23 protein-coding genes are annotated in these 23,504 nt (G+C 65.5%); 13 read left to right on the top strand and 10 right to left on the bottom strand.

The window, feature by feature from the left end; genetic code table 11:
- The 3 genes from EJ903_RS24790 to EJ903_RS27835 form a co-directional block, all read left to right on the top strand.
- Positions 1-197 (top strand): DUF6867 family protein (locus tag EJ903_RS24790; protein ID WP_342772195.1); only part of this gene is annotated, 197 nt, incomplete at its 5' end.
- 233 nt (positions 198-430) lie between these two features.
- Positions 431-1,531: a branched-chain amino acid ABC transporter substrate-binding protein gene (locus EJ903_RS24785; RefSeq protein ID WP_126620530.1), complete on the top strand. Its 1,101-nt coding sequence runs from the start codon at positions 431-433 to the stop codon at positions 1,529-1,531.
- 316 nt (positions 1,532-1,847) lie between these two features.
- Positions 1,848-2,180 (top strand): hypothetical protein, encoded by a 333-nt coding sequence (locus EJ903_RS27835; RefSeq protein WP_246015952.1) that lies wholly within the window; start codon positions 1,848-1,850, stop codon positions 2,178-2,180.
- 115 nt (positions 2,181-2,295) lie between these two features.
- On the opposite strand, the gene EJ903_RS24775 is transcribed toward EJ903_RS27835, so the two are convergent.
- The gene (locus EJ903_RS24775; RefSeq protein WP_246015951.1) at positions 2,296-3,339 is read right to left on the bottom strand and encodes an MBL fold metallo-hydrolase; all 1,044 of its coding nucleotides are present in this window, start codon (positions 3,337-3,339) and stop codon (positions 2,296-2,298) included.
- A gap of 270 nt (positions 3,340-3,609) precedes the next feature.
- Here EJ903_RS24775 and EJ903_RS24770 point away from each other — a divergent pair, with 270 nt between their 5' ends.
- The gene (locus tag EJ903_RS24770) at positions 3,610-4,257 is read left to right on the top strand and encodes a response regulator transcription factor (protein WP_126620528.1); all 648 of its coding nucleotides are present in this window, start codon (positions 3,610-3,612) and stop codon (positions 4,255-4,257) included.
- 10 nt (positions 4,258-4,267) lie between these two features.
- Here EJ903_RS24770 and EJ903_RS24765 read toward each other — a convergent pair whose 3' ends face one another.
- Positions 4,268-4,987: a hypothetical protein gene (locus tag EJ903_RS24765; protein WP_126620526.1), complete on the bottom strand. Its 720-nt coding sequence runs from the start codon at positions 4,985-4,987 to the stop codon at positions 4,268-4,270.
- Between the two features lie 284 nt (positions 4,988-5,271).
- Here EJ903_RS24765 and EJ903_RS24760 point away from each other — a divergent pair, with 284 nt between their 5' ends.
- The gene (locus tag EJ903_RS24760) at positions 5,272-5,844 is read left to right on the top strand and encodes a DJ-1/PfpI family protein (protein ID WP_126620524.1); all 573 of its coding nucleotides are present in this window, start codon (positions 5,272-5,274) and stop codon (positions 5,842-5,844) included.
- 39 nt (positions 5,845-5,883) lie between these two features.
- Positions 5,884-6,234, top strand: a complete 351-nt coding sequence (locus EJ903_RS24755; protein ID WP_126620522.1) for a ribbon-helix-helix domain-containing protein — start codon at positions 5,884-5,886, stop codon at positions 6,232-6,234.
- 59 nt (positions 6,235-6,293) lie between these two features.
- Here EJ903_RS24755 and EJ903_RS24750 read toward each other — a convergent pair whose 3' ends face one another.
- Entirely contained in the window at positions 6,294-6,809 is a 516-nt protein-coding gene (locus tag EJ903_RS24750; RefSeq protein WP_126620520.1) for an adenine phosphoribosyltransferase, read from the bottom strand.
- Between the two features lie 193 nt (positions 6,810-7,002).
- Here EJ903_RS24750 and EJ903_RS24745 point away from each other — a divergent pair, with 193 nt between their 5' ends.
- From EJ903_RS24745 to EJ903_RS24715, 7 genes are all read left to right on the top strand, one after another.
- Positions 7,003-8,151 (top strand): MlaE family ABC transporter permease, encoded by a 1,149-nt coding sequence (locus EJ903_RS24745; RefSeq protein WP_246015950.1) that lies wholly within the window; start codon positions 7,003-7,005, stop codon positions 8,149-8,151.
- Positions 8,151-8,948, top strand: a complete 798-nt coding sequence (locus EJ903_RS24740; protein WP_126620518.1) for an ABC transporter ATP-binding protein — start codon at positions 8,151-8,153, stop codon at positions 8,946-8,948. Before EJ903_RS24745 ends, EJ903_RS24740 begins: the two co-directional genes overlap by 1 nt.
- A gap of 7 nt (positions 8,949-8,955) precedes the next feature.
- Complete coding sequence (locus EJ903_RS24735) at positions 8,956-9,918, top strand: MlaD family protein (protein WP_126620516.1); 963 nt, start codon at positions 8,956-8,958, stop codon at positions 9,916-9,918.
- Positions 9,915-10,556 carry an ABC-type transport auxiliary lipoprotein family protein gene (locus EJ903_RS24730; RefSeq protein ID WP_246015948.1) on the top strand — a complete coding sequence of 214 codons (642 nt, stop codon included), beginning with the start codon at positions 9,915-9,917 and terminating at the stop codon, positions 10,554-10,556. Before EJ903_RS24735 ends, EJ903_RS24730 begins: the two co-directional genes overlap by 4 nt.
- Before the next feature lie 140 nt (positions 10,557-10,696).
- The gene (locus EJ903_RS24725; RefSeq protein ID WP_126620514.1) at positions 10,697-11,506 is read left to right on the top strand and encodes a DUF6969 family protein; all 810 of its coding nucleotides are present in this window, start codon (positions 10,697-10,699) and stop codon (positions 11,504-11,506) included.
- Positions 11,507-11,598: 92 nt separating this feature from the next.
- Positions 11,599-12,720: a SpbR family protein gene (gene spbR, locus EJ903_RS24720; protein WP_126620512.1), complete on the top strand. Its 1,122-nt coding sequence runs from the start codon at positions 11,599-11,601 to the stop codon at positions 12,718-12,720.
- Positions 12,721-12,772: 52 nt separating this feature from the next.
- The gene (locus tag EJ903_RS24715) at positions 12,773-14,110 is read left to right on the top strand and encodes a PAS domain-containing sensor histidine kinase (RefSeq protein ID WP_126620510.1); all 1,338 of its coding nucleotides are present in this window, start codon (positions 12,773-12,775) and stop codon (positions 14,108-14,110) included.
- Between the two features lie 4 nt (positions 14,111-14,114).
- Here EJ903_RS24715 and EJ903_RS24710 read toward each other — a convergent pair whose 3' ends face one another.
- The 7 genes from EJ903_RS24710 to EJ903_RS27435 form a co-directional block, all read right to left on the bottom strand.
- Positions 14,115-15,614: an ATP-binding protein gene (locus tag EJ903_RS24710; protein ID WP_126620508.1), complete on the bottom strand. Its 1,500-nt coding sequence runs from the start codon at positions 15,612-15,614 to the stop codon at positions 14,115-14,117.
- A gap of 48 nt (positions 15,615-15,662) precedes the next feature.
- Positions 15,663-16,355 carry an RluA family pseudouridine synthase gene (locus EJ903_RS24705; protein WP_126620506.1) on the bottom strand — a complete coding sequence of 231 codons (693 nt, stop codon included), beginning with the start codon at positions 16,353-16,355 and terminating at the stop codon, positions 15,663-15,665.
- 7 nt (positions 16,356-16,362) lie between these two features.
- Complete coding sequence (locus tag EJ903_RS24700; RefSeq protein ID WP_126620504.1) at positions 16,363-16,680, bottom strand: CcdB family protein; 318 nt, start codon at positions 16,678-16,680, stop codon at positions 16,363-16,365.
- The gene (locus EJ903_RS24695; protein ID WP_126620502.1) at positions 16,680-16,877 is read right to left on the bottom strand and encodes a hypothetical protein; all 198 of its coding nucleotides are present in this window, start codon (positions 16,875-16,877) and stop codon (positions 16,680-16,682) included. Before EJ903_RS24695 ends, EJ903_RS24700 begins: the two co-directional genes overlap by 1 nt.
- An 81-nt stretch (positions 16,878-16,958) precedes the next feature.
- Positions 16,959-18,593, bottom strand: coding sequence for a fumarate hydratase (locus EJ903_RS24690; protein WP_174237361.1), 1,635 nt, complete (start codon positions 18,591-18,593; stop codon positions 16,959-16,961).
- A gap of 225 nt (positions 18,594-18,818) precedes the next feature.
- Positions 18,819-22,847, bottom strand: a complete 4,029-nt coding sequence (locus tag EJ903_RS24685; protein ID WP_126620500.1) for a Pls/PosA family non-ribosomal peptide synthetase — start codon at positions 22,845-22,847, stop codon at positions 18,819-18,821.
- Between the two features lie 443 nt (positions 22,848-23,290).
- Positions 23,291-23,504: hypothetical protein (locus tag EJ903_RS27435; protein ID WP_210211550.1), on the bottom strand; the 214-nt coding region annotated here is incomplete at its 5' end.

Raw genomic sequence — 23,504 nt, 5'->3', positions numbered from 1 at the left:
TCGCCTGGGGCCTGGCGGGCGAACAACTCCTCGCCCCCTGGGGCTTCCTCGTCCACACCATCGTCATCGCCGCCATAACCGCAACCACATACCGCATCGCCATCGCACGGAAAATGGTCAACCAGTATCCGTGGATCTATGAACGGGCCGGGCCGTTCCATTGGCGCGAGCGCAGCGGTGGCGGGATCGCCGGGTGAACCGGCGGATGGATCGGGCCGGATTGACCAACGCGATTAAGGGCTTGGCGAACCGGCGCAAAGGATTAGAATATCGCCAACAATCCGCCCGCTTCGCAAAACTGTCGCAGTGTTTGCGGCCCGGATTGTGGTAAAAAGGGCATTGCCGGAGGGGACCCGGCGATGAAGGCCCGAAAGGGCCGGGGGTACGTTGCAACAGGGACCTTCTCAACGAACAGGGAGCTAGCACACCCATGAAATTCAAGCTGTCCCTTCTCGCCGCCGTTGCGGCGACCACGCTCGCCGCGACCGCCGCCAAGGCTGACATCGTGGTGGCGACCGCTGGCCCGATCACCGGCCAATACGCCACCTTCGGCGAGCAGATGAAGAAGGGCATGGAACAGGCCGTGGCCGACATCAACGCCGCCGGCGGTGTTCTCGGCCAGAAGCTGAAGCTGGAAGTCGGCGACGACGCCTGCGATCCCAAGCAGGCCGTGGCCGTTGCCAACCAGCTGGCCAAGGCCGGTGTGAAGTTCGTGGCCGGTCACTTCTGCTCGGGTTCGTCGATCCCGGCCAGCCAGGTCTATGCCGAAGAAGGCATCCTGCAAATTTCCCCGGCCTCGACCAACCCGAAGCTGACCGAACAGGGCCTGAAGAACGTCTTCCGCGTCTGCGGTCGTGACGATCAGCAGGGCATGATCGCCGGCAAGTATCTGCTCGACAAGTTCAAGGGCAAGAAGATCGCCATCCTGCACGACAAGTCGGCCTATGGTAAGGGTCTGGCCGACGAGACGCAGAAGGCGCTGAACGCGGGCGGCCAGAAGGAAGCCATCTACGAAGCCTACACGGCGGGTGAGAAGGATTATTCTGCTCTGGTGTCCAAGCTGAAGGCGGGTGCGATCGACGCGATCTACATCGGCGGCTATCACACCGAAGCCGGTCTGATCGCCCGTCAGATGAAGGACCAGGGCCTGAACGCCGCCCTGATCTCGGGTGACGCCCTCGTCACCAACGAGTATTGGGCGATCACCGGTTCGGCCGGTGAGAACACCCTGATGACCTTCGGCCCCGATCCGCGTGAGAAGCCGAGCGCCAAGGCGGTTGTCGAGAAGTTCCGCAAGGCCGGGTACGAGCCGGAAGGCTACACCCTGTACACCTACGCCGCCGTTCAGGTGTGGGCCGAGGCCGTGAAGGCCGCCGGTTCGACCGACGTCGCCAAGGTGACGCCGGTTCTGGCCAAGACCACCTTCGACACCGTCAACGGCAAGATCAGCTTTGACGCCAAGGGCGACCTGACCACCCCGGACTATGTCTGGTACAAGTGGAGCAACGGTGCCTACGCCCAGATCAAGTAACCGTTCCGAACGGTTCTGTGCGTGAGAGAAACGGGGTCTGGCAAGCGATTGCCGGACCCTTTTCTGTTCTGGCTGTGTTTCTCGGTGGCGAACGTGGCACACCATCTTGCGATGGCCATGGCGCGGGCCGTGGTGTGAGGCGGATGAACGAGGTGGCGCGTCCACCCAGGTCAGAACCAAGGCGAGTCGCGAGGATGCGGCGGTCGAGGCCGGTGTTCATACCCCGATGAACCCAATTCGGCAGACGGTGCTCCAGCGGGTCTGGCGCGCTTGGGAGACGTTCCGAAGGGCGTTGCGGTGCAACAGAGACGGGATTGTGGCGGTGCTGTGGCATTTGATGGACAGTCACCATAGCGTCCGTGTTTTGTGCTTCAATGGTGGAAGCCGGGTTTGCCTTGGGCATCCGGCTGGCGTCGAGAAGGGTTTGGAGAGTGACATGCGCCGAAAGCGCGAGGTTGTGGAAGGTCAAATCTATCGGAAAGTTGGCCCCAGTGGTGGTTTCTGGCAGGTCGTGGCGATTCGAAAGGATGCGATGGGCACCCGGCATGCCCAGCTCATGCGAACCGATGATCCGAAGACGCTGAAAACGCTGTCGGTGGCGGCGATTCTTGACAATCAGCAGTTTGAGATCGCCGCAGACTCCCCATAGAGCGAAAGCGCGTCGAGCCGAATGTGAGGTGGCGCGTGGCTTGGTTTGGCAACTCAACCCTGGCAAAACAACACAGGGTGCCGCCCATTGCGTCATATGCCAAGAGCGGCGGTTCCTACGCCCGTTGGTAGAGATCAACCGCGTTCGGTCCAGGGCGACGAGTCAGGATGCCACGTCGGAGCAGGTGATTGAGATGGGCGATGGCTTCCCCCATCGCAAACACCATCTGGTGTGGATCCAATGGGCGGTTGAACAGGGTGCGCGTCACCATCGCAGCGGTCTGCGGGGTTGCGCATTGCGCGATGATCTCGTCCAACCGGTCCGTGTGATGGTCACGCAACTCGGTCGCTCTGCGGTGCAGCCCCCGAAATGGCAGGCCGTGCGATGGCAGGACCAACGTGTCGGGTGGGAACGCGGACCACGCGGCCAGACTGCCCAGATAATCGGTCAACGGGTCGGCGTCGGGTTCGGTTGGCCACACGCTGATGTTTGGGCTGATGCGCGGCAAAATCTGATCGCCAACGATCAACACGCGGCGCTCCGCGTCATACAGGCTGACCGGTTCAACGGTGTGGCCGCCGCCGCCCACAACCCTCCATTTGGTCTCTCCAATCGGCAGCACATCCCCGGCCCGCAGACGGCTCAACGTCGGCGGCACGCTGGGAACCCCGCGTGTGTAGGCGTTCTTGCGGCTCAAAACCGCAGTCAGCGTCTCGTCATCCAACCCGCTGCGCCGGTAGAAGCGCTCCACCGCCTGGTCCATCGCCGCGCTGGTGTTGGCCGACAGGGCGCAGGCGAACAACCATTCTGTCAGGGAGGTGGCGAATTCGGCCCCGGTGCGTTCCACCAGCCATCCCGCTGCGCCGATGTGGTCCGGGTGGAAATGGGTGGCGATCACCCGAGCGATGGGGCGGCCATGCAACGCACCGGCGAACAGCGTTTCCCACGAATCACGCGTGCGGGAATCGCCCAACCCGCTGTCCACCAGAGTCCAACCGTTTGCTCCACCATCCAGCGCCCACACGTTGATGTGGTCGAGTTGGAATGGCAAAGCCAGCCGAATCCACAGAACGCCCGGCACCACCGTTTTGGCCGATGCGAACGATGGCGGTGCGTCAAATGGGTGGTCGAGGGGAGGCGAGGGGATGGCGGGCATCATGATCCATGGTGAGAGGAAACGGTCATCAGGGCTGAAAGCGGAACCGAACGGAGTCAATGGTTTGTTGTGCGGACTGTTATAGAATGACGGGGTGGCTTGCCGGTTGCAACGCCACGATACGGTGACGTCCGGTGATGACGGATAAATTCCGGCGGGATGGCCTCTTCACCTTGGATTTTCGGCAATCCGTTCTTATGGGGGTGGCGTGAAGCGTCGTGTCAGCGTATGACGGTTACGGAACGACGCGCTTTATTTGGCTTGAGACATTTCATGCAGGTTCTGATCGCCGACGACCATTCCATTGTGCGCAGTGGCCTGACCCATCTGGTTGGGGAGTTGGACGAACAGGCGACGGTCGTCGCCGCCACCAGTTTCGGCCAGATCAGCAGCATTCTGGATCAAGGGGACAGCTTTGATCTGATCGTCATCGACCTGCGGATGCCGGGGCTGGGGGGATTGGACGCGGTTGAGGCGCTGGTTCGCCGCGTGGCACCGACACCGGTGGCGGTGTTCTCGATGATCGATTCGCCCGACGAGATGCGGGCCGTGTTGTCGCGCGGGGTGCGCGCCTTCATCCCGAAATCGACCGATGATGTTCTTGTGGTGAACATCCTGCGTCTGGTGATGGCGGGTGGATCCTATGTTCCGCCGGTGCTGGGCATGCCTGGCGGACCGGCGTCCGCCGCTGCCGCGCGCCCGGCTCCGCCCAGCGTCTTCGATGGGCTGACCCGCCGTCAGTTGGAGGTGTTGGACCTGCTGACGCAAGGCTTGTCGAATCAGGACATTGGGGAACGGCTGGGGCTGAACCTGTCCACCGTCAAGACGCACGTCACCGGGGTGTTGAAGGCCTTGGGCGTGGGCAGCCGGACCCAGGCGGTTTTGCTGGTCAAGGAATCGGGGCGTGATCGGTTGGTGTGAGCCGACCGTTTCAGAACAGCGCGTTCATCAGCGATCCGCGTCCGCCATAGCCGCCGCTGGATCCCAGCATGCTCAACGCGCTGGTGGATGAGCTGTCGCCGTTGAGCATTGCGGCCAACCCCTGAAGCTTGGTGTTGCCACCAAAAGGGTTGGAGCCTTTCGCGGGCTGTTTGGCGACGGTGTCGTAATCCTTGGTGTAATTGCCCATGCGGAACTGGACGCCATAGCTTTTGGCGTCTTTCACCGGCACATCCTTGTCGCGGGCGACGCGCACGGTGTAGTCGCCCTTGTCCAGTTCCAACTCACCCTTCTGCATCTTCTTGAAGGCGTCGTAAGCGCTGCCAGCGTCCTTGTTGCTGTCGGCGACGACCTTGCCCTGACGGTCCATCAACTGGATGCGCACCCCGGCGTCGCCGACGGTGCCGATGGTGGCGTTGCCCTTGGTCACGACGTTGAATTTGTAGAAATCGGCGGGATCGTTGGACGCGAGCGAACTGAACACGTTCAGGCGGCTGTTGTCCTTGATCAGGGTGCCGATGTTGGTGGCGAACGGCGCGGTGTTGGTGGCCGATTTGGCGACCTGCTGCTCATAGGATTGGACTTTGCCCTTGGCGGCGGTGTCGCTGGCCCCGGATGCCTGTTGCTGCACGCGCTTGACCGCCGCGTCGATTGACTGCTGAAGGCTTTGCGCCATGCTGCCAACGTCGGCAAAACTGGACAAACTGACCATCTTCGCTCTCCCAACCCGAAACCCGGATGGGTATCTGCAGGAAGCGGGCCATCGTCGACAAAGCCAGCCTTTGCAATGGGTGCGGCGCGGGAATCGCGGTGGCGGCCCCTGTGGGAGTCGGCAAGAGACGCGCGGTCACGGCAAGATTTTCCCGCTGCGAGTAGCCCATTGTTACCCAGCGGTCGCCAGGGGGTGGGATAGTCCCTGCGCCGGATGATCGGCACCGCAACCTTATGCGCAGAGCAGGCCGCGCCGACCTCGGCGGGCCGGAACGGGAGGACAGCATGGCCGCGAAAAAGATCCTGATGATCGTGGGCGACTATGCCGAGGATTACGAAACGATGGTGCCGTTCCAGGCGCTCGCCATGGTCGGCCACACGGTGCACGCGGTGTGTCCCGGAAAGCATGCGGGCGACCGCATCGCCACCGCCATCCATGATTTCGAAGGCGATCAGACCTACAGCGAAAAGCGCGGCCACAACTTCACCCTCAACGCCTCCTTCGAGACGGCCAAGGCCGAGGCTTATGATGGGTTGGTCATTCCGGGCGGGCGCGCACCGGAGTATCTGCGTCTGAACGCCGAGGTGATCGCCCTGGTCCAGGCCTTCTTTGCCCAGGACAAGCCGGTGGCGGCGATCTGCCACGGTGCGCAATTGTTGGCCCCGGCGGGGGTGTTGAAGGGGCGACGCGTTTCCGCCTATCCGGCCTGCAAGCCGGAGGTGGAGTTGGCGGGTGGCGAATACGCCGACATCCCGCTCGATTCCGCCGTGGCGGACGGTAAACTGGTGACGGCCCCGGCGTGGCCCGCGCACCCGGCGTGGCTGGCCCTGTTTCTCACGGCGCTGGACGCCGCGTAACCGGGCGCGGTTGGGCGCAGGGGCGAAGGAGGGGGCCGCATGTGCGAGATCTATGTGAAGGCCGATCCGATTCTGTACGAATGCCGCTCGCGCTCCGTGCGCATCCACGGCGTCGTCACCAGCATCCGGCTGGAAAATCTGTTCTGGGATGTGCTGGCCGACATCGCGGCGCGCGACGGCATGACGGTCAACCAATTGATCGCCAAGCTGTACGACGAGATCGTCGAGGCGCGCGGGGAGGTGCCGAACCTTGCCTCCTTCCTCCGGGTCAGTTGCATGCGCTATCTGACCCTGGTGGTTGGGCGGGAGGACGAGGCGCGCGAGTCGAGCACCCCGTCCCTGCGCTCCGCCCCCGCCTTGCGGCGGGAGGTGGTCGCGCTGCGGCCCTGAGGGTTTGCCTGAGGGTTTGATGGTCTGGCGGTTTCAGGCCGTCATGGGTCGACGCCCTGTCATTCGTCGTAGGCCATCAGCGAGAGGCTGGGGACGTCCAGCTTCTCGCGGCCCTTCAGGAAGGTCAGTTCCACCAGGAAGGCGGCGGCGCGCACATCGGCCCCGATCTGGCGCAGCAGGCTGATCGCGGCGGCCATGGTTCCGCCGGTCGCCAGCAGATCATCGAGCACGACGACGCGTTGACCCGGCGCGACGGCGTTGGCCTGCACCTCGATGGTGTCGGTGCCGTATTCCAGGTCATAGGAATGCTTCACCTTGTCGCCCGGCAACTTGCCGTGCTTGCGCACCATGACGAAGCCAACGCCCAGCGTCAGCGCCAGCGGTGCGGCGACGAGGAAGCCGCGCGATTCGATGCCCACCAGCACATCCGGCTTGTGGGGGCGGACGGCCTCGGCCAACTGGTCGATGGCGGCCTTCCAGGCCGGGCCATGGGCCAGCAGCGGCGACACGTCGTAAAACAGAATGCCCGGCTTGGGAAAATCCGGTATGCCGCGAATGTGGGACTTCAGGTCCATGGGAACGGGTCCATTTGAAATGCAGCGCAGGAAGGCACCATGGTTCCCACTCTATCGGGGCAACAGCAGACACGCAAACGGGCGATGCGACGCAGCCAATGCGCCTAAGACTGCGGTGCAGGGTTGACCCGGCGCGTCCGTATCCTCACCGTGTAGCCCGCAACGGGGCGATCAGGCGAAACGGGTGCGTGGCGTGGCGGCGGAACAGGTGTGGATCGAAGCGCGTCCCGGCGGGACGCCGGAAGGCGGGGCAAGCCTGGAGGCGGGTGGCCGCTGGACGCTCGACACCGCTGCCGCTGCGGCCGTCGCGCTGGACGGGCTGCGCGTCGGTACGGCGACCGGCATGGTGCGCCTTGGGCTGGGCGGCCTTCAGGCGCTCGACACGGTCGGGGCCTGCTTGCTGATGGGGTTGGCCGATCGCCTGACGGCGGATGGCTGGCGGGTGGCGGTGCAGGAAATCCGTCCCGAACACGCCGCCTTGATCGAAGCGGTGCGCGGGGCGGGTCGTGCGCCTGCGGGGCATGGGCGGTCTTCCCATCACCCGATCATCGACATGGTTGCCGGGGTGGGTGAGGCCAGCGTCGCGGCGGCGCGCGAGGCGCGCGACCTGATCAACTTTCTTGGTCTGGTCACGCTGACCTTTGCCCGCCTCTGGGCCAACCCGTCGCGGTTGCGCCTGACCTCGGTCCTGCACCACATCGAACAGATTGGCTTCAACGCGCTGCCGATCCTGGGGTTGCTGAGCTTTCTCATCGGCGTGGTGCTGGCCTTTCAGGGGGCGGACCAGCTCAGGCGCTTCGGGGCCGAGCTGTACGTCGTCAATCTCCTGGGCGTGTCGGTGCTGCGCGAAATCGGCATTCTGATGACCGCCATCATCGTGGCGGGACGATCCGGCTCCGCCTTCACCGCGCAGATCGGCACGATGAAGGTCAACCAGGAGGTGGACGCCATTGGCACCATGGGGTTGGATCCGATCGAGCTGCTGGTGGTTCCGCGCGCCATCGCCATGATGGTCAGCCTGCCGCTGCTGGCCTTTTACGCCGACATCATGGGGTTGTTCGGCGGAGCGGTGATGAGCTACGCCACGCTCAACATCACTTTCGGCCAGTTCATCACCCAATTGCAGACGGCGGTTGGTCTCAACACAGTGATGGCTGGCCTGATCAAGGCCCCGGTCTTTGCGCTGGTCATCGCCATGGTCGGCTGTTACGAGGGCCTGAAGGTGTCGGGCAGCGCGGAAAGCGTCGGCACTTTGACCACCAAATCGGTTGTTGAGGGCATTTTCCTGGTGATCGTCATCGACGCGCTGTTCTCCGTGCTCTTCTCGATGTTGGGCGTGTGATGGCCGGTTCCAACGCCATTCAACCCGTCTTCGAGCGTCCCCCGGTCATCCGGGTGCGCGGCCTTGTCACCCGGTTCGGGCCGCAGACCGTGCATGACGGGCTGGATCTGGACGTGCGCGCGGGCGAGGTCCTGGGCGTGGTCGGTGGCTCCGGCACCGGGAAATCAGTGTTGTTGAAGGAGATTCTGGGCCTGATGACGCCCGCCGCCGGGCGGATCGAGCTGTTGGGCCATGACACCGCCAGCCTGTCCCGCTCCGCCCGCGCGGCGGTGCAGACCCGCACCGGCGTGTTGTTCCAGAACGGCGCGCTGTTCAGCTCGATGACGGTGGCGGAAAACATCATGCTGCCGTTGCGCGAGCACACACGCCTGTCGCCGGCGCTGATCGCCGAGGTGGCGCGGGTCAAGATCGCCATGGCCGGTTTGCCGCCCGACGCCGGGGCCAAGAGTCCGGCGCAACTGTCCGGCGGCATGGTCAAACGGGCCGGTTTGGCCCGCGCCCTGGCGCTCGACCCCGACATCCTGTTTCTGGATGAGCCGACCGCCGGGCTGGATCCCATCGGCGCGGCGGCCTTTGACACCCTGATCCAGAGCCTGCAACGCAGCCTGGGCCTGACGGTCTTCATGGTCACGCATGATCTGGACAGCCTGACCACCATCTGCGACCGCATCGCCGTGCTGGTGGACAAGCGGATCCGGGTCGCGCGGCTGGAGGATCATCTGGCCGATCCCCATCCCTGGATTCACGATTATTTTCACGGGCCGCGCGGTCGCGCCGCGCGCCGCGCGAGCGAGTGAGGCAAGCATGGAAACGCGCGCCAGCTACATCCTGGTCGGCAGCTTCGTCCTGGCCCTGATCGCCGGATTGCTGGGCTTTTCCGTCTGGATCGCCAAGGTCCAGTTGGAAGACACCCGCCAGACCTATCGGGTATTCTTCACCGGCTCGGTCACGGGGCTGCAACCGGGCAGCCCGGTGCGCTATCGCGGCGTTCCGGTGGGCACGGTGTCCGACATCCGGTTGGATCCCGACAACGTCAGCCGGGTGAGGGTCACGCTTCAGGTTCAGAATGGCACACCGATCATGGCGGACTCGATCGCGTCGCTGGAGATGCAGGGGATCACCGGCGGGGCCTATGTCCAGATCGCCGGGGGCACGCCGGGGGCGGAGCGGTTGAAAGCCAAGGAAGGGGGCGATGGAATGCCGGTGATCCCGTCCAAAACCTCCTCCCTGTCGGCGGTGGTCGACAGCGCGCCGCAGCTTGTCAACCGCGCGTCGGATCTGATCGCCAAGCTGGGTGATCTGATGAACGACGACAATCAGAAGGCGTTGGGCGGTATTCTGGCCAACGTCAACCAGATCACCGCCGACCTTGCCCGCGCCACGGCGGAGTTGGACCAGACCATGGTTCAGGCCCGTGAAACCCTGAAGGGGTTGGAGCCGGTGGGGCCGCATCTGGACCAGACCGTGGTTCAGGCGCGCGACACACTGGCGACGGTCAACACCGGCGCCCGGCAGCTGACCACCGACAGCCGCGAGCTGATTCAGTCGCTGAAGAAGACGTCTGGCGAGTTGGGCGGCTTTTTGGCGGAAAACCGCGCGCCGATGCGCGACTTTACCGCCACGGGCCTGTATGACTTGAGCCTGCTGATCGCCCAACTGCGCGACCTGTCGGGTCAGTTGTCGCGGGTGGTCACACGGATCGAGAACGACCCGTCGAACTTTCTGTTCGGCGGCACCCGGCAGGGCGTGGAGGTGCGGGGCAAATGATGGGACAGGCGTGGATGACGCGGCGGTGGGCGTGGCTGGCCGGTGCGGCGGTGCTGGTGTTGGGGGCCTGCGCGCCCATCATCAACCCGACGGCTCCCAAGCTCTACACCCTGACGCCGCGCGCCGTGGTCGAACCCGGGGTGCCGTCGGTGAGCTGGCAGCTTCTGGTCGAAACGCCGACGGCGGCGGCCGGGGTGGACACGCCGCGCATCGCGCTGGCCCGCACCCCGACGACGCTGGATTACTTTGCCGATGTGTCGTGGGCTGATCGCGCGCCGAACATGGTGCAAGGGGTGATCGTCCAGTCCTTCGAGGACAGCGGGCGCATCCTGTCGGTCGGGCGCGACACCATGGGGCTGCGCTCCGACTTTCTGCTGAAGTCGGAGCTGCGTGACTTCCAGGCGGAGTACAGCGCGCCGGGGGCGGCGGTCCCGGATCGGGTTCATGTCCGTCTGTCGGCCAAGCTGGTGGCGATGCCGCGCCGGACCATTGAGGCGGGGGAAACCTTCGACGCTGTGGTGCCGGTGCGGGGGCGTGACTTCACCGACGTGATCGCCGCCTACAACGAGGCGTTGGGCCGGGTCAGCGGCGCTCTGGTTGGCTGGGCCTTGCGCAACGGTCGGGTCGGCACGCCGTAACGCCCGGGCAACCGGACCCTGTGCTGCCGGCCCCCTGGAAACAGGACGGCGGTGCGCGGAAACAGCTTGCCAGCGCCGCATATCCGCGTGCGTAATAGGGTTGTTTGCGCGGATGGGCGCGTCGGGGCGGACGGGCGGAGATGTCGGACTTAACGGGACTGTCCCGCGAGGAGTTGGAGAGTCTGGCCGAGGCCGGTCGGGAGGTTCGGACCTGCCAGCGTGTGTTGGCCAAGACCGGCGACACCGTGGTCGGCGAGTTGCTGCGCGGCCATGGAACCCTGCACGAATGGCGGCACTATCCCCCCGGCGATGTCTATGACGCCGAACACCACGCCCAATATTACTACCACGTTCACCCCGACGACGACCGGCCTCGGGGCGAGCATGGCCATTTTCACAGCTTTCTGCGCCCGCACGGCATGCCGTCGGGGATTCAACCGGCTCCGCTGTCCGATTTTGTTCCGCCGGAGAACGACAACGACGCTTTGTCGCACCTGATCGGTGTGGCGGTGGACGGGGCGGGGCAGGCGGTGCGCCTGTTCACCACCAACCGGTGGGTGACGGGCGAAACCTGGTACGCGGCGGACGACGTGATCGCCATGCTGGATGGATTCATCGTCGATCATGCCCGCCCGTCCTGGCCGACGAATCGCTGGATCACCGGGCTGGTCCGGTTGTTTCGACCGCAGATCGTCCGGTTGCTGCGCGAACGCGACGCGGTGATCCAGGACTGGGCCGATCAACACCCCGGTGCCTATGTTTATGAGGATCGGGGCTTGGATATCGCCTCCCAATGCGCCATCTCGGTGGAAGAGCAGATCGCCGAGGTGGACATGCTGTTGCGTGGAACGCGTCGACGACGCCCAATTCTTCCCCATCCTCTCCGTTTTGACGACGAGGACAGCGCCGCCATGACCATTCCGGGTGATCCGCCGCACTCTTTTCGTTAACAAAGGCTCAACCGTTTCCTTTCATCCTTTGCGATGAGGATGTGCCCCCAGCCATAAGGGGGCAGACCAGGGCAGGAAGGGTCCGAGACCCCATGACCGACCATTTGTCTCAAGCGGATGTTGTCCGACTTCTGTCGGATCCGTCGCCCAACAGCCGGACCGATCTGGCCGCCAAGATCGCCCGCCAATTCGGCGGGGCGGAATTGTCGGCCAGCGAACGCAAGCTGGCCGAGGACATCATCCGCGTGATGGTGAACGACGCTGTCGTCAGCGTTCGCCAAACCCTGGCCGACAATCTGAAATCCAACCCGGCCTTGCCACGCGACGTTGCCCTGACCATGGCGCGCGACGTGGAGGCGGTGGCGATTCCGTTGTTGAGCGTGTCCACCGTGCTGACCAGCGCCGATCTGGTGGAGATCGTGCGGTCGGGGGCGGATGGCAAAAGCCTGGCCATCGCCCAGCGCGCCAACGTGCCCGCCGCCGTCGCCGATGCGTTGGTGGAAAGCGGTTCGGAAAAGACCGTGGCGGCGTTGGTCGCCAACCAAGGGGCCGAACTGGGCGAACAGACGCTGGGACGGGTGATCGACCGATTCGGTGCGAGCGAGGCGGTGCAGGACCCGTTGGTGCATCGGGGCAAGCTGCCCATCACCATCGCCGAGAGGCTGGTGGCGGTGGTGTCGGAAAAACTGCGTCAGCATCTGGTCTCGCATCACGAGCTTCCCGCCAAGGTCGCCTCCGACCTGATCCTGCAAAGCCGGGAGCGCGCCACCGTGGCGCTGTTCAGCGGCGAGAATGACGAGGCGGCGCTGGACCGGCTGGTGGCCCAACTGGCACGCACCGGGCGGCTGACCCCGTCGCTGTTGGTCCGCTCGCTCTGCACCGGCGACATCGCCTTTTTCGAGCACGCGATTTCGCTGCTGGCCAACGTGCCGATGACCAACGCGCGGTTGTTGATCCACGACGCCGGGCGGCTGGGGCTGAAATCCCTGTACGACAAGGCAAAGCTGCCCCCGGCCCTGCTGCCCGCCTGCCGCATCGCCATTGATGTGCTGCGCGAGACGCCCTATGACGGCGAACCGGGCGACCGGGAGCGCCATCGCCGCCGCCTGATCGAGCGGATCCTGACGCAGTATGAGGATCTGGCACCGGAGGATCTGGATTTCCTGCTGAGCAAGCTGGGTGATTTGATGCAGGCGGAGCACGCGGCCGCCTGAGCATGGCCATCATCCGCCGCTTCTTGGGCATGACGGGACAGAAAGGATCGTGATGACCGGTGCGGCCCCGCTTCCCACCGAAACCCCAGAGGCGCGGATTCGTCGACTGGAGAGCCGGGTCGCGGAATTGGAGGCCCGGTTGCGCCTGGTCGGTGCCCCTGACCGCGATTCCAGCTCCCGGGCCAGCGAGGCCCGCTTCCGTTCATTGGTGCAGACGGCGGCCAGCATCATTCTGGTTCTGGGGTTGGACGGGCGGGTGCAGGAGGCCAACCGCGAGGCCGAACGCGCCTTTGGTTTGGACCCTGGCAGCGCCATCGGGCGAATCTGGATGGAGGTCATCGGCGAGCGACCGAGCGGGGTGTTCGCGGCGCAATTGGCTGTGGCGGGCGAAGGGCAGGACATCCGCAATTTCGAACAGGTGCAGCACGACCGCGCCGGAGTCGGTGAACGGGTCCTGCTGTGGAACATGAACCGCCTGCCGGAAACCGACGGGGTGGCACCAGCGATCATCTGTGTGGGCCAGGACATCACCCGCCGCAAACGGGCCGAACTGGCCCTTCGTCACGCCCGCGACGAGCTGGAGATGCGCGTGGCCGAACGCACCCGCGCCCTGATGCAGGAGGTTCAGGAACGCCGCCGCGCCGAACAGGCCCTGATCCAGGCCAAGGAGCAGGCGGAACTGGCGAACCGGGCCAAGAGCGAGTTCCTCGCCAACATGAGTCACGAGCTGCGCACGCCGCTCAACGCCATCATCGGTTTTTCCTCGATGATGGAAAGCGAGATCGTCGGGCCGATCGGCCACCCGAAATATCTGCATTACGCCGGAGTGATCGGCAAATCCGGCCAGCATCTGTTGGCCGTCATCAACGACATCCTGGACGTGGCCAAGATCGAAGCGGGCAAGATCGACCTGCACCCACAGCCGATGAACGTGCGCGACGCGGTGGAAAGCTCCATGCTGCTGATCGCGGAGCGGGCGGAAGAAGGCGGCATCATCCTGTCCGAGTCGGTGGCGGACGACACCCCGCTGTTGTTGGGCGACCCGGTGCGGGTGAAACAAATCCTCCTCAATCTGTTGTCCAACGCGGTCAAATTCACCCCGTCCGGCGGGCGGGTGTCCCTGCGGGTGCGGCCTGAAGCCGAGCGGATTCTGATCGAGGTGTCCGACACGGGGGTTGGCATGAGCGCGGAGGGCATCGCCATTGCGTTGCAACCCTTCGGTCAGGTGGACAGCCAACTGTCGCGCAGCACCGGGGGCACCGGCTTGGGGTTGCCGCTTGCCCGTTCCTTCGTCGAGCTGCTGGACGGAACGTTGGACGTGCGCAGTCGGGAGGGGGAAGGAACGGTCATCAGCGTCCGTCTGCCCATGGCGCGGGCGGACCACGCCTGAACCGTCACACCACGGCCTGTTCGGTCGAGGCGGGATTCTGTGGTTGGTTGCCCGTCTTCTGCGCCTCCGTCACCTGCACCGAAAACACGGTGCCCCGGCCAGCGGTGGATCGCAACGTCACCGGATGGCCCAAGAGGCGGGCCAGACGCTCGACGATGGCCAAGCCCAAACCAATGCCCTGGCTGCGGTCGCGGTCGGGGCGGTCAAGTTGCACGAACTCTTCGAAAATGCGGCGGCGGTCGCTTTCGGCGATGCCGCGCCCGGTGTCGTACACCTCGATCCACAGGGCACCGCCACGACGGCGGCAGCCGACCAGCACGCCGCCTTCTTCGGTGTAACGGATGGCGTTGGCGATCAGATTGCGGACGATGCGTTCCAACAGGGCCGGATCGCTGCGCACCACGACATTGGTCGGCACCGCGCGCAGGCGCAGCCCTTTGGCCTCCGCCTGCCCGGCGAATTCGGCCTCCAACTGGTCGAGCAGGGGGGAGAGCGGGACGTCGGCGGGTTTGGGCGACACCACGCCGGATTCCAGCTTCGAAATCTCCAGGATGGCGTTCAGCAGGTCGCGCATCGACCGTTGCGCCGCCTTCAGGTCGGTCAGCAGGGTCAGCGCCTTGGCGGTCTGGTTCTGCCGTTCCAGCATGCCGGTGAACATGCCGATGGCCTGCAAGGGCTGGTGCAGATCGTGGCTGGCGTGGGCCAGAAAGCGTGATTTGGCCCGGTGGGCCTGCTCGGCGGCGTTTTTGGCGCTGTGCAGCTCGGCGGTGCGTTCGCGCACCTGCTGTTCCAGCGTGGCGTTCGCCCGTTCGATGGTCGCCGTCATCCGGGCGATTTCGGTGAACTGGTCGCGGACGTGGCGCGTCATCGGGCGGAAGATCACCAGCGCTTCGAACAGCAGGGTCAGCAGCGTCAGGATCAGCGCCGCCAACCCCATCTGGTGCAGGGAGTGGAACCCGGCCTCCCCCTCCTCCTGATAGAGCGCGACCATGACCTCCAACCGGTCGAGCAGCGGCCCCAACGCCTGGCTGGTGACGTAATCAGCCTCCGCCATGCCGGGCGGCAAACCGCCGGGGGCGGCGGCGATCACCGCGCGCAGGGCGGCGATGTGGCGGGAGATCAGCGGGTCGAGCGGGTCGCTGCCGCCGAAGAACAGGTTTTGCGGCGGCGGCCCCAGCGGCGGGCCATCGTTCGGCCCGGCCCGGCCGCTCAGGCGGCGGTGGGCGGTTTCGAACATGTCCGTCGCGTCGGCCAGTTGACGGGCCAGATCGGCGCGGGAATAGGCATCGGGGTTGTGTTTGAGCTGTTCGACCAGCAGCGCGGTGCGCTGGGACAGCATGCGTTGGCGGCCGGACACATTGACCACCTCCAGCATCCGTTCGTGCTGGCCGATCACCCGTTCGGTCATGATGAAACCGGCCAGCGTGCCCAGCGCGATCAACGCCAGGGCGATGCCATAGCGCAGGGTCATCCAACGGGCGGTCGTGGTGCCGATGGGGATCATGCCGCGCCCTTCCGGTCGTCATGCTGCAACGCAGCGATGACCGACAGACTACGCCCGAATCGGGTCCTCGGCAAACCCGCAAGCGGCCAGCGCCGCCCGCATGTGGGCGGGGACCGGGGCGATGGCCCCCACCGGGTCCCGCTTGGGGTAGAGCGGCAGGGAAATGGCGCGCGAATGCAGATGCAGCGGCGACCCCTCCGGCCCGCCATATTGCGGATCGCCCAGCAGCGGGCAGCCGATGGAGGCGCAATGGACGCGAATCTGGTGGGTCCGCCCGGTGTGCGGGGTCAGCTCCAGCCAGGTCATGCCCTCGGCCCGGCCCTTCACGATGTAATCGGTGATGGCGGTCTGGCCGTCCGGCAAGCCGCCGACCATGCGCCAGCCGCCGGTCTTGTTGGAGATCTTGGACAGGGTCAGCTCGATCCGCCCGAACTCCGCCGGGGGCGATCCGGCCACCACCGCCCAATAGGTCTTATCGACCTTGCCGTTCTGGAACAGGATGCCGATCTTGCGCAGCGCCTTGGCGTGGCGGCCCAGGATGAGGCAGCCGGAGGTGTCGCGGTCCAGCCGGTGGGCCAGGGCGGGCGGCTTGGGAAAACCAAAACGCAGGGCGTCGAAATGCCGTTCCAGATTGGGGCCGCCGCCCGGTCCGGCGTGGACCGGCAACCCGGCGGGCTTGTCGAGGATCAGCATCAGACCGTCGCGGTAGAGGATGCGGTCTTGAATCTGGGCGGGTGTCACAGGTGGATTATCCCCAGGAGCGAGAAATCAACAGGTCAAGGGCGGCGATGATGCGGTCGCCGTCGTCCGCAAGGGACGCGACCTTTTCACCAAGATGGTCGAACGGAACGGAGGCGATCTGAAGCGGATGGAGGAGCACGGCTCGCTGTTCGATCAAAAACGCGGGTGTGAAGGTTGAGTCGGTGGCCCGAACGGATGTGGCGAGCAGCAAGGGCACGACAACCCGGCGGTTGTTCGTGTCAAACCGTTGCGATTGAACGATCAACAGATATGGGATACCGGCACGAACCGCGCTGCGATTGCGGTGCACATCGAATTGCGCCATCAGAGATCATCAAGATATTGATCGGCAAAAGCCCCATGGAGCGCGTCGAACTCTTTGAGGGCGGCAATCGCCTCGTCCAACCGTGCGTCCTCTTCGGCGGACAGAGGCGGTACGCCAGGGCTTGCCGACGGCGCTGGGACGGCTGAAGCAGCCTGGTTCGGCGCAGCCTGCGTCTCGCGATGGTGTCCTGCGGTCATTTCCACGCCCTCCCGCCCGGAAGCCCTTCCCCCGCGCGCGGTTCATGATAGGACCGCGACACGGGGGAGGGCAAGGCGGGGTTACGGCAGCTTCAATTCCTTGAAGAAGTCGTTGCCCTTGTCATCGACGATGATGAAGGCGGGGAAGTCTTCGACTTCGATCTTCCAGATCGCTTCCATGCCCAGTTCAGGATACTCGACGCACTCGACCTTCTTGATGCAGTCCTGGGCCAGACGGGCGGCCGCCCCGCCGATGGAGCCGAGGTAGAAGCCGCCATGCACCTTGCAGGCCGCCGTCACTTCGGGGCTGCGGTTGCCCTTGGCCAGCATGACCATGGAGCCGCCCGCCGCCTGGAACTGATCGACGAAGCTGTCCATCCGGCCGGCCGTGGTCGGGCCGAAGGACCCCGAGGCGTAACCGTCCGGCGTCTTGGCCGGACCGGCGTAGTAGATCGGGTGGTTCTTGAAGTAATCCGGCAGGGGTTCCCCCGCGTCCAGACGGGCGCGCAGCTTGGCGTGGGCCAGATCGCGGGCAACGATCAGCGAACCGGTCAGCGACAGGCGGGTGCGGATCGTGTGCTTGGTCAGCGTGGCGAGGATGTCGCTCATCGGCTGGTTCAGGTCGATCTTGACCACCGCGTCCGACAGATGCTCGTCACCGATCTCCGGCAGATACTGCGCCGGATCGGTTTCCAACTGCTCCAGGAAGATGCCGTCCTTGGTGATCTTGCCCACCGCCTGACGGTCGGCCGAGCAGGACACGCCCACGCCGATCGGCAGCGAGGCCCCGTGGCGCGGCAGGCGGATGACGCGGACGTCGTGGCAGAAATACTTGCCGCCGAACTGCGCGCCGATGCCCATGTTCTGGGTCAGCTTGTGAACCTCGGCCTCCATCGCCAGATCGCGGAAGGCGTGCGCGTCCTCGCCGCCGCTGGTCGGCAGGCCATCGAGGTAGCGGGCCGAAGCCAGCTTGACCGTCTTCAGATTCTGTTCGGCCGACAGACCGCCGATGACGATGGCCAGATGGTAGGGCGGGCAGGCTGACGTTCCCAGATAGCGGATCTTGTCCTCCAGGAACTTCAGCAGCCGGTCGGGGGCCAGCACCGACGGGGTGGCCTGGTGCAGGAAGGTCTTGTTGGCCGACCCGCCGCCCTTGGCCATGAACAGGAACTTGTAATAGTCCTCGCCCTCCGAATAGAGATCGATCTGGGCGGGCAGGTTGTTGCGGGTGTTCTTTTCCTCATACATCGAGATGGGAGCGAGCTGGCTGTAGCGCAGGTTGCGCTTCAGATAGGCGTCGCGCGCACCTTCCGACAGCGCCTGTTCGTCGCCGCCCTTGGTCCAGACCCGGCGGCCCTTCTTGCCCATGATGATCGCGGTCCCGGTGTCCTGGCACATCGGCAGGGTTCCGGCGGCGGCGATGTTGGCGTTCTTCAGCAAGTCGAGCGCCACGAACTTGTCGTTCGCCGAGGCTTCCTCATCCTTCAGGATGTTGGCGAGCTGGGCGAGGTGGCCGGGGCGCAGCAGGTGGTTGATGTCGGCGAAGGCCGCCTCGGCCAGCAGGCGCAGACCCTCCGGCTCCACCTTCAGGATCGATTCCCCGTCAAACTCGACGACGGAGACGTGATCGGAGGTGAGCTTGCGGTAGGTCGTCTCGTCCTTGGCGAGCGGAAACAGGCCAGCGGCTCCGTTGGCTGGGGCGATGTCGTCGGGCATGGGGCGTTCCTTCGGCAATATCCGTGTGGCACCCGCCCGTGTCCTGGCCCGCCGGATCGATCCCCGGCGCGCGACGCATGGGGGCGGGGCCGCGCTCGGCCCCCCTTATACACCGCTGGGGGGGCGACACAATGGGCAGGCGGATGTTCCGCCATCACCCCCGACCAATGGCCGCATCCCTGCGGTGCCGCCATTGTCAGGATCATCATGGGCGGTGCGTGGGTCTCAGGCCGCCGCGCTCAGACGCTGCGCGGTGCCGCTGGTGACGGGTTCCGCCGGTTCGGCGGGGGCACCGGCCCATTCGCTGTGCGCCGGGATGGCCTCGCCCTTCATCACCAAGGTCAGCGGCCCCAGCCGGGCGAAATCGCCGATGTGGGTGTCGTACAGCACGGTGGCCCCGGCCCCGACGGTCACACCCCGGCCCACCGACACCCGGCCCACCTTCATCACCCGATCCTCGTAGAGGTGGGTTTGCAGGGCCGACAGCGCGTTCACCGCCGCGTAATCGCCGACCGACACGCAATCGAACTCGGTGATGTCGGTGGTGTCCATGAACACGCCCTGGCCGAATTTGGTGCCGAACAGCCGCAGCACCCAGGGCAGCATCGGCGTGCCGCGCAGATGGTCGAGCAGCACCTTGCCCGCCAAACCCCAATAGAGCACGGCGACGGCTTCCGTCCGCATCGCCCACCAGGACCACATTGGCTTCATGGTGGGGGCGTAACGGCCCATCAACGCCCATTTGACCAGAACGACCATCAGCACCATGGCGGTGGGGATGGCCACACTGACGCCGATGAACTGCCACAGGAAATCGCCATAGCGACCATCCAGGATCGCCGGGGCGAACAGCTCCACCGCCAGCGTGCCGAAGGTGATGAACAGCATGGTCGGCATCGACAGGCTGAAAGCCTCGAAGATGCCCCGGCCCAGACGGCGGGCGCGTGAGGGTTCGAACGTCCAGTTGGCGGCGATGTTGTCGAACTTCTGGCGCACCGGCAGCTTGATCGGCGGGCTGCCGAACCAGGTGTCGTTGGGCTGCATCTGCTCGTTGGTCGGCGGCTTGGACTTGATGCCGATCAGGCAGCCGGTCGGGATGCTGGCCCCCGGCGGGACCACGGCGTCGTTGCCGACGAAGACGCGGGCCTCCGTCTTGACCGGCTTCAACACCATCCAGCCGCGCCGGATGTCCTCGTCGCCCAACACCACCTCGTCGGCGATGAAGCATTTCTCGCCGATCTCGACCAGATCGTAACGTCCGGCGAGGTTGGTCGAAATCTCCGCGTCGCGGCCGATCTTCGCCCCCATCAGCCGGTACCACGCCCGCATGTAGACGGTGGCGTAGAGCGAGCTGAGGGTTTCCAGCATCACTTCGGTGGACAGCGCCACGATCCATTTGCGGACATAGAACCAGCTGTGGACCGAATAGCGGCCCTCCTGAACGCGCGGCAGCAGGATCCAGCGCACCCCGGCGATCAGCAGCACGGTGACGGCGACCAGCGCCATCGCCGTCGGCCACGCGATGACCGGCACGTAATAGAGGTAATTGACCTTGAACAGCCCGCCCATCATCGCATCCAGGCGGTCGAACAGATAGAAGGCCGGGTAGATCGGGATCAGCGCGATGGGCGGCAGCGCCAACAGCGCCAACGCGTAGATCACCGCCTGGAAGGCCTTGCGCACGGGGCCTGCCGTGGCCTCCTCCGGCAGGGCGGCGCGGTCCACCATTCCGATCTTGCGCGCGGGCGAGCCATCCCACACCTCATAGGCCCCGGTTTCGGTTCCGGCGGGCACGGCGGTGAGGTCGGTCAATTCGGTGCCTTCGGCGATCACCACGCCATGGCCGATGACGCAGGAGGTGCCGATGTAAGCGTCGGCCCCGATCTCGATGGTTCCGATCACCAGCTCATCGCCGATCACCTCGGCGTTGGCCAGCTTGACCTTGCCGCCGATGGCCGCCCCCTGGCCGACGCTGACCAGATCCAAGGCCCCGGACTCGATTTCGCCGACCAGCGCCCCGTCCCCAACCCTGGCCCCCAGCGCCCGCAGGAACACGCGCATCACCGGCGATCCCTGGAACCATTTCAGATGGACCAGGCTGATGAAGCGCTGCGCCAGCCACCAGCGGTAATAATAGACGCCCCACAGCGGGTAGCGGCCCGGCTTGGTCCGCCCGATCACCAGCCATTTCGCGGCGATGGCCACCACCACGGTCGCCAGATTGATGACGACGTAGAGGCCCAGCAGCGTGCCGACCTCCTGAAGCAACGTGGCGTCTTCGCCCGACAGCAGCATGTAGCTGACGAACACGCCCAACCATTGCGCCGTCATCAGCGCCAGGATGAAGGGCAGCGCCGCCGCCTGGGCCAGCCCGCAGAGGAAGCGGCGCATCAGTGGAGGCGGGGAAAAGGACAGATCGGCGGGGGGAACCCTGCCACTGGAACCGCGCGGGGCCTTGGCCTCCAGCCGTTCGGCCATGGCGCGCAGGCTGCGGGCGCTGTAGACGTCTTGCAGCGTCAGCGACGCCAAACCGGGGGTTTCGCGCACGGCGGACACGAAGCGGGCCGCCAGCAGCGAATGACCGCCGAGGTCGAGGAAGAAGTCCGCCTCCAGCGGCAGGCTCTGGCCGGGGAAAACGCGGCGGGCGGCGTCGAGCAGGGCGGCTTCGGTGGGGCTGCGCGGTTCATCCTGTTCGCCGCCGTCGCTGTCGTCGCTCAGAGTCCAGGCTTGCAGCGCCTTGCGGTCGGCCTTGCCGGAGGTCAGGCGGGGCAGGGCGTCCACCCGCTCATAATGGGCGGGAACCATGTAGCTGGGCAGTTGGCTGCGCAACGCCGTGCGCAACGCGGCCATATCCAGTTCGGCTCCCGGTTGGGCAACCAGGAAGGCGACCAGCCGGTCCAGGCCATGGTCCTGGCGCAGCACGACGGTGGCCTGGGCCACGCCGGGCAGGTCGGTCAGCTTCGCCTCGATCTCGCCCAATTCCAGCCGGAAGCCGCGAATCTTCACCTGATCGTCGATGCGGCCGTGAAACAGCAGATTGCCATGGGCGTCGAGGCTGACCGCGTCGCCCGAACGGTACAGGCGCGGGTCGTTGCCGTCGGTGGCAAAGGGGTTGGCGATGAATTTTTCCGCCGTCAATTCCGGCCGGTTCAAATAGCCCTGGGCGACGCCGGGACCACCGATCAACAACTCGCCCTGGGTGCCGGGGGGGACCGGCATCAACGCATCGTCGACAATGTAGGCGGTGTGGTTGGGGATCGGCCGACCGATGGTGACGGGCTGGTCGGGCCGCACCTCGGCGATGGTGGCGACCACGGTGGTTTCGGTTGGGCCATAGCTGTTGAACAGACGGCGGCCGGGACGGCACCACCGCGCGGCGACGGCGGGCGGGCAAGCTTCGCCCCCCAGGATGATGACGCGCAAGGACGGGATGTCGTGCGGCATCATCGCCAACAGGGTCGGCACGGTGTCCAGCACGGTGACGCCCGCCTCGGTCAGCGTGTCGGCCAACCGATCCACCTCGTCCAGCGTTTGGCGGCTGGCGACCCACAGGGTGGCCCCAACCAGATAGGGAACGAAGATCTCTTCCAGCGACAGGTCAAAGGCGACCGAGGCGCCCTGGAAGGCGACGTCCTCGGCGGTCAATCCATAGACGCTGTTGGCCGCGCGCAGGTAATGGCAGATGTTGCGGTGGCTGATGACAATGCCCTTGGGCTTGCCGGTCGAACCACTGGTGTAGATGGCGTAGGCGGGATGGTCCGGGGTGACGCCCGCCGCCCGCAGGTCGATGGCGCGGTCGTCGTCCGACAGCACATCGCCGATGCGCAAGGCGTCCACGCCCAGACCGCTGGCCTTCGAACCGGTGACGAGGTCCACCAGAATGGCCGGAGCGGCGCAATCGGCCAGGCTGATGGTGACCCGATCCGCCGGAGCGTCGGCGTCGAACGGCAGATAGGCCGCCCCCGCCTTCAAAATGCCCAACAGCGCGACGTGCAGATCCAGCGACCGCGCCATCCACAGACCAACATAGCACCCCGGCCCGATCCCGCGCGCGCGCAGGCCGTTGGCCACCCGGTTGGCGCGCGCGTTCAGCTCGGCGTAGCTGACACGACGGCCGTCGAACAGAATGGCGGTGTGGTTGGGCGTCCGCGCGGCGGTGGCCGCAGGGATGTCGCACAACAGTTCGTCGCGCAAGAAAGACGGGTCGGCGGTCCCGACCAACCGCGCGCCATCCAGGGCGATCGTGGAGGTCATCGGTGACGAAAGGGCCGGGGACGACGCCTCGCCCTGAATGGTTGCCCGTGCGCTCAGCAAAGTCACGCTGTCTCAGCCTTCCAAATGGACATCAGCGCGGTCGCGCCCTGCGGATCCGGTCAAGACACGGCCCCGGCGGTCGGCTGCCAGCGAACGGTCGCTGACCGCTCGCCATATGGTGCGTTGGTGAAAAACAAAAGGGATGCAAGCAAAGGTGTCGCGTGGCGAGGGCGCGCGGCGGCAAGTGTCGATGGGGTCTGTTGAAAGCACGATGGACACCGATCAACCTTGCGAATCATTCTTGCCTTGCTTGAGCGCCGTCTCTTTGCGGCTGCACCGTCTTGATGAGCCGACGCGCGTCGGCGGTCAAGAGCTTGCAAGGCCTTTGGCCGCATTGTCTGCCGCTGTGCTGCCATTTTGCACCTGTCGTCATCGTGGCATCGTCACGTCGTGGCCGCCGGGCCGAGGGTGGTCATGGTTCGCGGCGGCTGATCCCCGGCTTCGAAGTCGCCCATATATGGATGTCGGAATTGCCCTGCGAAGGGGTGTGCCAAAAAAATGCATTTCTTGTGAAAAAAGGTGTTGCGTGAAATTGGGATGCCGCCTATAAAGCGCCTCCCGACGCGAACGACGCCGACGCGCTCCGAACGGAGCGGC

The sequence above is a fragment of the Azospirillum griseum genome (assembly GCF_003966125.1).
GTDB classification, from domain to species: domain Bacteria; phylum Pseudomonadota; class Alphaproteobacteria; order Azospirillales; family Azospirillaceae; genus Azospirillum; species Azospirillum griseum.
Note: the sequence above shows the minus strand (reverse complement) of the source record. Positions and strands in the feature narration are given on the sequence as shown.